This is a genomic window from Sellimonas caecigallum (genome assembly GCF_019754295.1).
Taxonomy (GTDB): Bacteria; Bacillota; Clostridia; order Lachnospirales; family Lachnospiraceae; genus Sellimonas; species Sellimonas caecigallum.
In genome coordinates this window covers 1-13,125 of the sequence record NZ_VIRV01000031.1, presented here as the reverse complement: position 1 = coordinate 13,125, position 13,125 = coordinate 1, and the positions used below count along the sequence as shown (strand labels likewise).

The 13,125-nt window shown below is 45.4% G+C and carries 11 protein-coding genes; 8 read left to right on the top strand and 3 right to left on the bottom strand.

Features of this window, described 5'->3' with window-relative positions; all coding sequences use genetic code 11:
- From FLB61_RS12505 to FLB61_RS12495, 3 genes are all read left to right on the top strand, one after another.
- Nucleotides 1–387: carbohydrate ABC transporter permease (locus FLB61_RS12505; protein WP_221920374.1), on the top strand; the 387-nt coding region annotated here is incomplete at its 5' end.
- Nucleotides 388–561: 174 nt separating this feature from the next.
- Nucleotides 562–1,113: a D-lyxose/D-mannose family sugar isomerase gene (locus tag FLB61_RS12500; RefSeq protein ID WP_246599237.1), complete on the top strand. Its 552-nt coding sequence runs from the start codon at nt 562–564 to the stop codon at nt 1,111–1,113.
- Between the two features lie 207 nt (nt 1,114–1,320).
- Nucleotides 1,321–3,549 (top strand): alpha-galactosidase, encoded by a 2,229-nt coding sequence (locus FLB61_RS12495; RefSeq protein WP_087212882.1) that lies wholly within the window; start codon nt 1,321–1,323, stop codon nt 3,547–3,549.
- Here FLB61_RS12495 and FLB61_RS12490 read toward each other — a convergent pair.
- Nucleotides 3,528–4,424 (bottom strand): AraC family transcriptional regulator, encoded by an 897-nt coding sequence (locus tag FLB61_RS12490; protein WP_087202772.1) that lies wholly within the window; start codon nt 4,422–4,424, stop codon nt 3,528–3,530. The genes FLB61_RS12495 and FLB61_RS12490 overlap by 22 nt on opposite strands.
- A 194-nt stretch (nt 4,425–4,618) precedes the next feature.
- Between FLB61_RS12490 and FLB61_RS12485 the strand changes: the two genes are divergently transcribed.
- The 3 genes from FLB61_RS12485 to rd all read left to right on the top strand — a co-directional run bounded on the left by FLB61_RS12485 (nt 4,619) and on the right by rd (nt 6,840).
- Nucleotides 4,619–5,962, top strand: coding sequence for an MATE family efflux transporter (locus FLB61_RS12485; protein WP_221920373.1), 1,344 nt, complete (start codon nt 4,619–4,621; stop codon nt 5,960–5,962).
- Nucleotides 5,963–6,022: 60 nt separating this feature from the next.
- The gene (locus FLB61_RS12480) at nt 6,023–6,547 is read left to right on the top strand and encodes a spore maturation protein (protein ID WP_087202768.1); all 525 of its coding nucleotides are present in this window, start codon (nt 6,023–6,025) and stop codon (nt 6,545–6,547) included.
- A gap of 131 nt (nt 6,548–6,678) precedes the next feature.
- The gene (gene rd / locus FLB61_RS12475; RefSeq protein WP_087202766.1) at nt 6,679–6,840 is read left to right on the top strand and encodes a rubredoxin; all 162 of its coding nucleotides are present in this window, start codon (nt 6,679–6,681) and stop codon (nt 6,838–6,840) included.
- A gap of 104 nt (nt 6,841–6,944) precedes the next feature.
- On the opposite strand, the gene FLB61_RS12470 is transcribed toward rd, so the two are convergent.
- Complete coding sequence (locus FLB61_RS12470; protein ID WP_221920372.1) at nt 6,945–8,741, bottom strand: DUF885 domain-containing protein; 1,797 nt, start codon at nt 8,739–8,741, stop codon at nt 6,945–6,947.
- Between the two features lie 159 nt (nt 8,742–8,900).
- Here FLB61_RS12470 and FLB61_RS12465 point away from each other — a divergent pair, with 159 nt between their 5' ends.
- Nucleotides 8,901–9,773 (top strand): DegV family protein, encoded by an 873-nt coding sequence (locus tag FLB61_RS12465; protein WP_221920371.1) that lies wholly within the window; start codon nt 8,901–8,903, stop codon nt 9,771–9,773.
- A 567-nt stretch (nt 9,774–10,340) separates the two neighbouring features.
- Nucleotides 10,341–12,260, top strand: coding sequence for a methionine--tRNA ligase (gene metG, locus FLB61_RS12460; RefSeq protein ID WP_221920370.1), 1,920 nt, complete (start codon nt 10,341–10,343; stop codon nt 12,258–12,260).
- 425 nt (nt 12,261–12,685) lie between these two features.
- Here the strand turns inward: metG and FLB61_RS12455 are convergent, their stop codons facing one another.
- Nucleotides 12,686–12,946, bottom strand: a complete 261-nt coding sequence (locus tag FLB61_RS12455; RefSeq protein ID WP_087202759.1) for a hypothetical protein — start codon at nt 12,944–12,946, stop codon at nt 12,686–12,688.
- Between the last annotated feature and the right edge of the window lie 179 nt (nt 12,947–13,125).

Below are 13,125 nucleotides of genomic sequence, written 5' to 3'. Positions count from 1 at the left end.
ATATGGCAGTTCATAGGACTTTATATGGTTATTTTGAATTCCGGTATATCCAATATCGGGAAAGAAATCTTTGAAATGGCCGAAATCGATGGGGCTACAGGTGCAAAGAAAATGTTTTACATAACGCTTCCATTGATAAAGTCAACCTTAATGGCTGCACTTTTGATGTGTATTTCCGGAAATATGAAAGTATTCAGCCAGATTCAGGTTATGACAAACGGAGGTCCTGGAAATGCGTCTATGGTTATGGCGCTCTATGCATATAAACGTTCCTTTACAATGAATGAAATTGGATACGGAAGTGCAATTTCTATCGCGATATTAGTTATCAGCTTGATTTTGATCGCTATTACAAGGCTGATATTTGTCAGCAAAAAGGAGGACTAATCATGGAAAAGGCAAAAATATTTAAATACAAGACAGAAAAGTTGATCGCAAATGTCTTTGTAATGATCTTTTCAATTACCTGTATCTATCCCATCATCTGGATGCTTTACTCATCTGTAAAGTCCAATCAGGAATTTAACAGAAATATTCTGTCGCTGCCAAAAGAGATTCATCTTGAAAATTTTGTCGAGGCGTGGCTGGGATATTACAGATTATGGACTCGGGAAATGGAACGAAGTTGGATTTGCGCTGATCACACTTCGCAATGGAAACCAGAAAAACCCGGAAAAGTATAAGAAAGTATATGCAGAAAAGCTTCTGATGCTGAAAGAAGGACAGCATTCTCCGATGCACTTCCACTGGAACAAATCAGAGGATATCATCAATCGAGGCGGAGGAACTTTGATCATCCATCTGTACAATGATAACGGAGACGGAGAACTGGATGATACAGATGTACTGGTCCATTCAGACGGACGGGAATACTATGTAAAGGCCGGGACAGGAGTCGAGCTCCAGCCAGGAGAAAGCATTACACTCTGGCCGCATCAGTATCATGATTTCGATGTGAAAACCGGAACCGGAGATGTTCTGATCGGCGAGGTTTCCATGTGCAACGACGATACAACGGACAATCGGTTCTATGAAGAAGTAGGCCGATTCCCGGAAATCGAAGAAGACGAAGAGCCATATAGACTTTTGTGCAACGAATACCCTCGCGGTTAAAAAAAGGATTATAAAACTCCCCACATTCTTTTGCTGAGAAAAAGAGTGTGGGGAGTTTTTATGTTGATCGATTGTCCATTTTAGCAAGTTTGCAAAACCCAACATTTGGACAAATTGTTCCGACATGGTAATCTGGATTTCATATAAAAAGAATGTATAATAAGGGATAAGAAAAAACAGGGAATCAAAAAAGGAGGAACGTGTGACATGCCGATCCGTTATCACGAAGCGACAAAGGAATTTCATTTATATAACGACAAAGTAAGTTACATTATAGCAGTCCTGAAAAATGGACATCTCGGACAGGTTTATTTTGGAGGAAAGCTGCATGACAGAGAGAGTTTCCAGCATTTGTTGGAATTTCGGCCGAGACCGATGTCTGTCTGCGTATACGAAGGGGATCTGACGTATTCTATGGAACATATCCGACAGGAGTATCCAGTGTATGGAGCTGGAGATATGCGATATCCCGCACTGGAGATTCTGCAGGGAAATGGCAGCAGAATCACGGATTTTGTATACAAAGGGCATCAGATTTATGATGGCAAACTTGTTCTTGAGGGGCTTCCGGCTACCTACACGGAAAATGAGGGGGAAGCGACGACGTTGGAGATCTATCTGGAAGACCAGCTGATCGAAACGAAGATCACGCTGTACTACACGATATTTGAGGCGTTTCCTGCCATTGCCCGCAGCGCCAAGATCCGATATGAAGGGAAAGACAGTGTGATCATAGATCGGGCTATGAGTATGAGTGTGGATCTGCCGGATATGGACTATGAGATGATCGAATTGACCGGTGCCTGGTCACGGGAGCGGGCAGTCAAGACGAGAAGGCTGGAGCATGGCGTCCAGGGAATCTACAGTATGAGAGGATTCAGCAGCCATCATTACAATCCTTTTCTTGCGCTGAAACGTCCTCAGACGACAGAAAGAAACGGGGAAGTATACGGGTTCAGCCTTGTGTACAGCGGAAACTTTCTGGCCCAGGCGGATGTAGATACGTACGATACGACGAGAGTGACAATGGGAATCCATCCGGATCGTTTTTCCTGGAAGCTGGAACACGGGGACAGTTTTCAGACTCCGGAGGCTGTGATGGTCTATTCGGAAAGCGGCCTCAATGGGATGAGTCAGACTTACCATCAGCTTTACCGGGAGCGGCTTGCAAGAGGGCCGTGGAGAGATCGTGTCCGCCCTATCCTTATCAACAACTGGGAAGGCACTTATTTTGATTTCAATGAAGAAAAGCTTCTTCATATCGCAGATACGGCAAAAGAACTGGGCGTGGAGATGTTTGTCCTGGACGATGGGTGGTTTGGAAATCGAGACGATGACAGACGGTCTCTTGGAGACTGGTATCCAAATGAAAGGAAGCTTCCGGAAGGGATCAAAGGTATCGCGCAAAAGATCGAGGCCAAAGGGCTGAAGTTTGGTCTGTGGTTCGAGCCGGAGATGGTCAATATGGACAGCGATCTCTACCGTACACATCCGGATTGGATCCTGGCTACGCCGGGAAGAAACATTTCTCACGGAAGAAATCAGTATGTATTGGATTTTTCAAGGGAAGAAGTGGTGGAGGCCATTTACGGACAGATGAAGAAGATTTTGAGCGAGGCTCCGATTTCCTATATTAAATGGGACATGAACCGGAGTATGTCGGAAGTGTATTCGGCTGTCGCGAAACCGGAAGAGCAAGGGAAAGTCATGCACAAGTATATTCTTGGGGTATACAGACTGTATGAAATGCTGATCCGGGAATTCCCGGACATTCTGTTTGAATCCTGCGCAAGCGGCGGAGCCAGATTTGATCCGGGAATGATGTACTATGCGCCGCAGTGCTGGACATCAGATGATACAGATGCAGTGGAGCGTCTGAAGATCCAGTATGGGACTTCTTTTGTGTATCCGGTAAGCAGTATGGGAGCACATGTATCTGCGGCTCCGAACCATCAGCTTCTCCGGAATACGTCTCTGGAAATGCGGGCAGGCGTGGCATATTTCGGAACATTTGGGTATGAGCTGGATCCGTGCAGCCTGTCTCAGGAGGAGAAGGATGAGATCCGGGAGCAGATCGCGTTTATGAAAAAGCATAGGAAACTGATCCAGTATGGGACTTTCTACCGTCTGGAAAGTCCGTTTGAAGGTAATACGGCAGCCTGGATGGCCGTGTCCGAAGATGGGCAGGAGGCTCTTGTCGGATATTACCGCATCCTGCAGCCGGTAAACGGGCCATACCGCAGGCTTCGCCTGGAGGGACTTTGTAAGGACAGGCTGTACCAGATAGAAGGAAAGGCGGAAGCTTTCTTTGGAGATGAATTGATGAAAGCAGGACTTGTTGTGTCGGATTCCGCCAGCGGGGAAAACAAAGAAAAATATAATGGAAAAAACGGAGACTTTCAGGCAAAAATCTATTATCTCAGCTCTGTGAAATAAAGTTTTTCGTCCTTATGGGGATCTTGGCGGCTGAGTCCGCCTTTTTCCCCCTTCTTTTCTTTTCGATAGAGGGTAGGGGAAAGCCCGGTTATTTTTTTGAATGCCTTTGTGAAGGCATAGTTTCCTGAATAACCACAGGAGCAGGCGATGTGCTGAATCGGGAGATCCGTATTTAAAAGGAGCTCAGTGGCCTTTGTGATCCGGTACTTCATGAGAAACTGCTGAGGAGAAAAGTGGACGGTCTTCACGAAAAGTTCTGTAAGGTAGCTGCGGTTGAGAGAGAGATAATCCGCAATCTCCTGGACGGATACAGGATTTTGATAATTTTTGTGGATATACGAGATAGCCTGATTCACGTACATATCCGCCATTGTTTCGTTTTTCCGGAGAGGAAGCGTCGTCTTTTTGATCAGCAGGGAAAGAAACTGGAGAAGTACCCCCTGGATATATACTTCGTTGTGATAACTGATTTTATTGTGGTCAAGGATGTCCAGAATGTAAGATTTTGCCTTTTTTGTATCCGGACAGGAAAAGATCGGGAGATCCTGCTGGATACCGATAAGCTCGAGAAATTCCGGAAGTCTTGGCCCGTCAATGGAAATCCACACATAAGTCCACGGATCTTCACGGTCAGCCTGATAAAAGGAAATCTTGCCGGGCTGGATAAGAAAACCCTGTCCGGCTTCTATCGGAAAGCTTTCTTCGCCGGAAAAGAAGGTGCCTTTACCTTCCGTACAGATGTGAAAAATATAGGAATCTCTTACTGCGGGACCATAAGAATAGAGAGGGGAACATTCCTGTATGCCGCAGAAAAGGGTGTAGATGTCGTGAAAGATGCTGTTGTCAAATTCAGAAAAAGAATAAAGAAAATCCATCGCTGTACCTCATTTTGATTTCATCATAAAATTACTTGCTGAAAATCAGTTGTGAAAAGCATAGCATGGGAAACGACAAAAGTAAACCGATCTTCCGCCGCTTCGATATTTTTCTAAAAAGAAGATTGCGAAAAGAAAACCTGCAAGGTAAAATGGAATGATGTGAGTCTGAAACAGAAAAGGGGAGGAGAACGATGCAGAATAATATGACAGCAGGAAGTCCGGCGAAACTGATCTTCCAGTTTACGGTTCCGGTCTTCATCGGAAATGTATTTCAGCAGTTTTACAGTATGGTGGATGCGGTCATTGTAGGGAAATTTGTGGGGACGAAGGCACTTGCCGGCGTCGGAGCCACCGGGACGATCAATTTTCTTATCATCGGTTTTTTGATCGGAATGACGGCAGGATTTACCGTACTTACCGCACAGCGGTTTGGAGCAGGGGATATGGACGCCATGAGAAAAACGGTGGCGTCGGCGGCAATCCTGTCTATTATCATGTCAGTCATCATTACCGCGGTAAGCATGCTGGGGATGCGAAGTCTTTTGATTTTTATGAACACACCAGACGATATTTTTGAACATGCATACGGGTATATCATGATTATCTGTGCGGGAATCTTTGCGCAGGTGCTATATAATCTGCTATCCAGTATTTTGAGAGCTCTGGGAAACAGTAAGACACCGCTTTACTTTCTGATTTTGGCAGCTCTTTTGAATATTGTACTGGACTTAGTGTTTATCATTGTCTTTCATATGGGAGCCGCAGGGGCGGCCTATGCGACCGTCATTTCCCAGGGGGTATCCGGAGCTGCATGTCTGATCTATATCAAACTGAAAGTGCCGGTTTTGCATCTGAAAAGGGAAGACTGGAAGATGGATCCACATCTTCTGAAAATCCAGATGGGTATCGGTTTTCCTATGGCTCTCCAGTATTCGATCACGGCGATCGGAGCTATGATGGTACAGTCTGCTTTAAATCTGCTTGGGTCCACGGCTGTGGCGGCGTTTACTGCGGCAAGCAAGATCGAGCAGATCGTGACCCAGGCTTATGTGGCTCTGGGAACAGCCATGGCGACATACAGTGCCCAAAATATGGGTGCCGGCAATGTCCGGAGGATCCGAAAGGGATTTCGTGCCGGTACATGGATCGGGGCAGTTTATTCCGTGATCGTTGGTATATTGCTTGTGTTGTTTGGACATTACCTGACTTATCTCTTTGTGGAAGCGGCAGATGTACCGACAGTCATAGGACAGGTACGGATCTACCTGATCTGTGTGGCAGTATTCTTTATCCCTCTTACGGTGGTCAACCTGTACCGGAATGGAATACAGGGGATGGGATATGGAATCCTTCCGATGATGGCGGGAGTCGCAGAGCTGATTGGAAGAGGAGTCGTGGCGGTCATAGCTTCGAGAAAGCACAGCTATGTGGGCGCGTGTCTTGCAAGTCCGATGGCCTGGGTGCTGGCCGGCGGCCTGCTTTTGATCATGTATTTCTGGATCATGCGGAATCTTGAACAGACAATGGGAAATTAGGAGCATAGACAAGAGCTGTCTGTGCGTATAATAAAGGGATGATAGGATTTGGGGGAATAGATGAAGTTTCTTTTATTCTTGTCCGAATGCATCGTCCCTTTTTTGATTTTTATCGTGGTCGCCTATGGAATGATGGAGAGAGTTCACGTATACGAGTCGTTTATCGGGGGCGCAAAAAGCGGATTTCGGACAGTAATCGGCATCATGCCGACACTCATAGGTCTGATGGTAGCGGTGGGGATTCTGAGAGCATCCGGGTTTCTCGATTTTGTGGCCCAAGGGATCGGAAAAGTTTCCGACAGGATCGGATTTCCAGGCGAACTCGTACCGCTTTCGGTCGTCAAGATGTTTTCATCGTCGGCGGCAAACGGACTCTTGATCGATCTATACAAAGAATTCGGCACGGATTCCTACATAGGACGGATCGCATCCATATCGATGGCTTGTACGGAGACAATCTTTTATACGATGTCGGTATACTTTATGACCGCCAGAATAAAAAAGACGAGGTATACACTGGCAGGTGCTCTCATTGCCACACTGGCAGGTCTTGCCGCCAGTGTATGGCTGGCGGGGATGATGTGATGCTGGAATTAGAAAAAGCTTTTAGAAAAATGAAAAAAGGGATAGACTTTTCTTCAGATATGAGTTATACTTATATCAAATAAAAACAGTAACTCTTACTGTTTTTTGAGAGAAGAAAGGAGAAATGTAAAATGCAGAAATATGTATGTGAACCATGCGGATATGTATATGACCCGGAAATCGGAGATCCAGACGGAGGAATCGCACCAGGTACAGCTTTTGAGGATATACCGGAAGATTGGGTATGCCCGATCTGCGGAATGGGAAAAGATGTATTTGTTCCGGAAGAATAATAGATGAATGAAAAAACCGGCTGTCTTTTGAGATCCAGTTTGATGGAAGGATCCCAGAGACGGCCGGTCTTTTTATTTGACAGAAAGGTTTTCGAAACTCTTTCTTACGGATTGCCGTGCAGTACATATTCCCGCAGAATGGAAAACAGAACAGGGCCGGCGTCCAGCACCTGTTTGTGAAATCTCTTTTGTGTGAATTCGTTTCCCCAGAGATGGAGAGCTTCTTTTTTTAACTCCAGAAATTCCAGATAGCCGAAGTAGTATTTCGGGTAATTGGCAGGATCAGACAGGATGAGCTGGTAGATTTCGGATATAGCATTTTGATCCGTAATGCCGTAATCGCTGAAAAATGCATCTGTCTCTTCCAAAGACCAACCTTTGTAATGGATGCCAATGTCCGCAAGGGCGTAAAGCCCAAGGATGATCGAGGCGTTTTTCTGCTGGATGACAGAGGTCTCTTTTGCAATTGGGGCATAGTAGTAAGAGATCATCTCAGTATAAGTGGCCCAGCCTTCCACATAGCCCCCAAAGTCCAGTATGGAGCGAAGGGGAGGAGGATCCTGGCTCAGAAAATAGGTCGTCTGATACATATGTCCGGGATATCCTTCATGCGCCAAAGTCGTAAAGAGAGGAAGTCCTTCCATGGTGCTCTTCGGGTTAATGTATATCGTATTTTGCTTTTCATTGTCTATGGGCGGAGTGAGATAAAAGGCAGGGCTTAGATAGTCCTGCATGGAGAGCGGAACTTCTTTTACGGAGAATGGGATGTCGGGGATATCCGGGAAGGAGGCCGACATCTGTTGTTTTAAATCCAGAAGAATGGATTCCGCGGACGAGTCTTTTAAAATGACTTCCCCTGCAGTGCCGGAAGCTGGAAGCGCCTGCTTCAGCTCTTTCATATCCTGGATGATCTGGGAGGAGGCAAGTTTGACAAGTTCGTTTACGGAACGGTCGGATCCGGTTTCACGCTTTAGGATTGCCTCGTAACAAGATTTCCCTTCGGGCAGGCTGCAAAGCCCCTTTTGTGTACTTCCAGTGCCTTTGCATTTTTCCAGAGATGAAGCGAGAGATTCATAAGCAGGGAAAACCTGGGTTTCTATCAGATCCCGGTTTTTGGAAGTGTAAAGGGCACGCTCGCTGTCTGTGAGCTGATCCATGGCATCCAGCCGCTCCTCAAAAGAAGTATAGAGATAATGTGCATCGCCTAGAGAAACGAAATCCCGGCATTCTTTGATGACCTGATCGGCGCAGGCGTCCGACATGAAGAGACCTGCGTCGGACTTTGCCTGTTCAAACTCTGAAAGGGAAGTAAAGTATTCCTGCATCGTGGAGAGAAGAGCCAGGTATGTATCAATGTCCGTCGTTGTCTGAAAGGAGAATTCGGAGAGAAGGACAGGAAGCTGTGCCTGGATACCGGTAATAGGGCTTAAAGGCTCCTCATAGAGAAGATAAGGAGCGCATTCCAGATTTGTCTTCAGATACGACTCCAAAGCCAGGTACGTCAGCTGATTCTTTTCGGACAGATGATCGAAAGAAAAACGCCGCAGAGCGGCGAGCATATTTTCCATGGATGCGGCAGCAGAGTCTGGATTTGAAGGGAAGGATCCCAAAGTAACCGGGGCATCCAGAATGCCGTAGGCTTCCGGATTTTGAAGCGAATAGTGCAGGCTGATGGTATCGGAGGAAACTTCCTGGCGAAATAAGGTTTCCGTAAAGGCAGTAAACTGTTCATTCTCCGACTTGGATGTAAGGCTTCTGGAAAAGAAAGAATCAGGATCCGAAGATGGAGGCAGTGTACGATAAAGAAAGATGCCTGCCGCCAGAATGAGAATGAGCGCCGGGATAAGCAGCAGGCGTCGTTTCTTTGGAGGAAGGTCTGGGAAGAATGAAAAATGCTTCATGACATGCTCCTGATGGAATTTAACACATTATATGAAAGGGGAAAATACCTCATGCCCATATAACAGAATCTTTTTACAAGGAACAGATGCAAAAAAAGGAAAAGGACGGTATAATGAATTATAAATGGAAAAAAGAGAAGGACAGGAGAGTAGGAAATTATGAACTATATCATCACAACAGATTCAAACTCAGATGTCCCTTCAGATTATCTGGAGGAGAATCACATTCCGGTCATCCCTCAGTACTATGCATTTGGAGATACGGTATATGGGGACGAGCTCAACATGGCTCCAGCGGAGTTTTATGCGACGATGAGAAAAGGCGAGCTGCCGAAGTCTATGGCAAACAATCCAGCAGTGATCCGGGAGAAATTTGAGGCGATCTTAAAAGAAGAGAAAGACATTCTGCACATCGCATTTTCCAGTGCTTTGAGTGGGAGCTGCGATAATGTGATGGTCGCGGCAAGGGAATTGATGGAAGAATACCCAGGCAGGACGATCCAGGTATTTGATTCTCTGAATGCTTCCATTGGGGAAGGAGTGTCTGTATATCGGGCGACAGAACTTTACAGGCAGGGAAAGAGCATGCAGGAAGTGTATGATATCCTGATGGAAGAAAGAAGCCATGTGAATGTATGGTTTACGGTAGATGATCTGCATCATCTCCAGAGAGGAGGAAGAGTCTCAAAGACGACGGCTCTTGTCGGCAGTATGATCAATATCAAGCCGCTGCTTCGTATAACATCTTCCGGGGAACTGAAATCAGACGGCACAGTCAGGGGAAGAAAAAAAGCGCTGAAAACACTTGTAAGCAACATGGAAAGCGCGCTGGATCTGGAACATTATGGAAAAGACCGAATTGTAGGGATTGTGCATGGGGACTGTATGGAAGACGCCCTTTCTGTCAAGATGATGATCCAGGAGATGGGATTTGAACAGATCATCGTCAACGACGTAAGCCCAAGTATCGGTACACACGCAGGGCCCGGCGTTGTGGGGCTCATATTTTACGGAAAAGAAGTAAAAGAATAGGAATTTGAGAAGTGCCGCCTTGACATTTAAAATTTCCTATGCTACGATTTTGGTTACATAAGGAATATATTATAACGCATCGACGGAGAGAGTAGGTATGTCGGAATCTTTCAGAGAATTCCCCCGCAGGCTGAAAGGGGATAGAGAAAGGCTTGCCAAAGATGGCTCCTGAGCGGCATGGATGAACACAGAGGACTGTGATAAGTCATGATGGGTCCGCCCGTTACAGCGGAGAGTATAGACCGTTCCAATTGAACACGGATGAGTTTGTACTTACAGAGGTTCGTCCCGTGAGGGACGGATGAATGGAAGTGGTAACGCGGATTCGCCTTCCCGGACAGATGTCCGGGAAGGTTTTTTATGTCATAGAAAACTTCGTTTCTATGACATAAAAAACGCTCTGCGAGGATCGCACTGCGGCGAAGCGGAAGATGTCGCTGGAGCGACCCGCCGCAGGCGGCGAAGCCTGCCAAGCAGGCTTTTTTATTCTATAGGAGAGTTGAAGTAGGCTTGACCGCTTTGTTTTTCTATAGAAAAGTACTTTTGGAAGGAAAAGGAGAGAAAAACATGTGCAGCAATTGTAAGGAAAAAGAAAAGTATTATATCACAACGGCGATCGCCTACACATCAGGCAAACCGCATATTGGAAATACGTATGAGTTCGTACTTGCTGACGCTATCGCAAGATACAAAAGAAGCAAAGGATATGACGTATACTTCCAGACGGGAACAGACGAGCATGGTCAGAAAATCGAATTGAAAGCGGAAGAAGCAGGAGTTACACCAAAGGAATTTGTGGATAAAGTAGCGGCAGAAGTAAAAGGCATTGCCGATATGATGAACACATCTTACGATCATTTTATCCGTACGACAGACACTTACCATGAAGAACAGGTACAGAAAATTTTCAAAAAACTTTATGAAAAAGGGGATATCTACAAAGGATACTACGAAGGAATGTACTGTACACCTTGTGAATCTTTCTTTACGGAATCCCAGCTTGTGGATGGCAAATGTCCGGACTGCGGACGCCCGTGCACACCGGCAAAAGAAGAGGCCTATTTCTTTAAGATGAGCAAATATGCAGATCGCCTGATCCAGCATATCAATGAACATCCGGAATTCATCCAGCCGGTAGCCCGCAAAAATGAGATGATGAACAACTTCCTTCTCCCAGGTCTCCAGGATCTCTGTGTCTCCAGAACATCATTTAAGTGGGGAATCCCGGTAGACTTCGACCCGAAACACGTTGTGTACGTATGGCTTGATGCCCTCACAAACTATATCACAGGAATCGGATACAATGCAGACGGAGAAAGCCAGGACCTTTTCAACAAAAACTGGCCGGCAGACCTTCATCTGATCGGAAAAGACATCATCCGTTTCCATACGATCTACTGGCCGATCTTCCTGATGGCTCTTGACCTGCCGCTTCCGAAGCAGGTGTTCGGTCATCCGTGGCTTCTCCAGGGAGACGGAAAGATGAGTAAATCCAAAGGCAACGTTATCTATGCAGATGAACTGGTGGATATGTTTGGAGTGGATGCGGTACGCTACTTCGTACTGCACGAAATGCCGTTTGACAATGATGGTGTCATCACATGGGAACTGATGGTAGAGAGAATGAACTCAGACCTGGCAAATACACTCGGAAACCTTGTAAACCGTACAGTATCCATGACAAATAAATATTTTGGCGGAACAGTTGCGGACAAGGGAGTAAGGGAAGAAGTAGATGACGACCTGAAGGCAGTTACAGAAGAGACAGAAGGAAAGGTTGACGCAAAGATGGATCATCTTCGCGTGGCAGATGCCATCACAGAAATCTTCAATCTCTTCAAACGCTGCAACAAATATATCGACGAGACAATGCCGTGGGCGCTTGCAAAAGAAGAAGACAAAAAAGACAGACTGGAGACAGTTCTTTTCAATCTCATAACAAGTATTTCAGAAGGAGCAAGACTTCTGGCGCCATATATGCCGGAGACATCCGAAAAGATCTTGGCTCAGCTTGGAGAAGGCCATGTGACAGAGAAGCCGGAGATCCTGTTTGCGAGACGTGATCTGAAAGAAGTGATGGAAGAAGTAGAAAAACTGCATCCAGTACAGAAAGAAGAAGAAACAAAAGAGGAAGGTCCGGTCATCGACATCGAAGCAAAACCGGAGATTTCCTACGAAGATTTTATGAAGATGCAGTTCCAGGTAGGCGAGATCATCAAATGTGAGGAAGTGCCGAAGTCTAAAAAGCTTCTCTGCTCACAGGTAAAGATCGGAAGCCAGGTAAAACAGATTGTATCCGGAATTAAGAAATGGTACACGCCAGAAGAGATGGTCGGAAAGAAAGTCATGGTGCTTGTCAACTTAAAACCGGCGAAGCTTGCAGGTGTACTCTCAGAAGGAATGATCCTCTGCGCAGAAGATGAAAAAGGCGATATCGTCCTGATGCAGCCGGAAAAAGACGTTCCGGCCGGAGCAGAGATCTGTTAAGAAAGAAATATGCATATATTTGTAAGAAGGTGTCGCAAAATCAATGTCAATAAGTTAAGGACATTGTAAGAGACTCCCTTATGAAATTTCAAATGGCTGAGAGCAAGAATTTGTGCTTTCAGCCATTCATTGGGATAAAGAATTATGGCGTCTATGAGTATCTTTATCTTCCGGGTTATGAGCAATGGCTAAATCAGAGCCATCACAAGCAAGCAGATGATATCCACGGTACGTACCCATGGATGTGAAAGAAACCTTACGGTTGTGGGAAAAATCTTTTCCCTCTTGAAACAACGGGTCAGGTTTTGCTGGGGTGCTTTGACACTCCCGGCAGCCCCGGTCAATACGATATGTCCCGGTTTTGGAATCTGTTGTAATCTGACCGATCTGAATCATCTTTTCCATGACATTCATAAATAATCAAACTAATGATAACCAATTATTGCAACTAATTTCGATCCCTGTGTGACATAGGCAATATTCCTTCTTAATTCTTTTAGGTCCTCAATTGCTTCCAGCTGAAGAGAGTTTAATTCAACCTGATCTGAATTGAAGAATACTTTATATCTCTCAGAACAAATACCATCAAGAGCATTAAAAAAAAGACTTTCTATTTCGTTTAAAGAAATTACCTCACAAGGTAAATACCCAAAAATGTCTGTAACCTTATAATTTGCAGATTCCATTTCTACCTCTCTACTACTTCTTGTGCCGATCCAAAATAGGCAGTATCTCCGGCTATTGTAGTCATTATTACATTAGTATGTAGCATTACCGGTGTCAACTCCTTCTTTCAAACTTCGGCTTGTGTTTCTTGAGCCATTAAGATAACCCGTAAACGATTTATTGTAATATGTTTTATAAA

What these genes read in the sequence shown, in the direction of transcription:
- FLB61_RS12495 (WP_087212882.1), top strand. Translation starts at nt 1,321, where the DNA reads ATGCCGATCCGTTATCACGAAGCGACAAAGGAATTTCATTTATATAAC.
- FLB61_RS12490 (WP_087202772.1), bottom strand. Translation starts at nt 4,424, where the DNA reads ATGGATTTTCTTTATTCTTTTTCTGAATTTGACAACAGCATCTTTCAC.
- FLB61_RS12485 (WP_221920373.1), top strand. Translation starts at nt 4,619, where the DNA reads ATGCAGAATAATATGACAGCAGGAAGTCCGGCGAAACTGATCTTCCAG.
- FLB61_RS12480 (WP_087202768.1), top strand. Translation starts at nt 6,023, where the DNA reads ATGAAGTTTCTTTTATTCTTGTCCGAATGCATCGTCCCTTTTTTGATT.
- rd (WP_087202766.1), top strand. Translation starts at nt 6,679, where the DNA reads ATGCAGAAATATGTATGTGAACCATGCGGATATGTATATGACCCGGAA.
- FLB61_RS12470 (WP_221920372.1), bottom strand. Translation starts at nt 8,741, where the DNA reads ATGAAGCATTTTTCATTCTTCCCAGACCTTCCTCCAAAGAAACGACGC.
- FLB61_RS12465 (WP_221920371.1), top strand. Translation starts at nt 8,901, where the DNA reads ATGAACTATATCATCACAACAGATTCAAACTCAGATGTCCCTTCAGAT.
- metG (WP_221920370.1), top strand. Translation starts at nt 10,341, where the DNA reads ATGTGCAGCAATTGTAAGGAAAAAGAAAAGTATTATATCACAACGGCG.
- FLB61_RS12455 (WP_087202759.1), bottom strand. Translation starts at nt 12,946, where the DNA reads ATGGAATCTGCAAATTATAAGGTTACAGACATTTTTGGGTATTTACCT.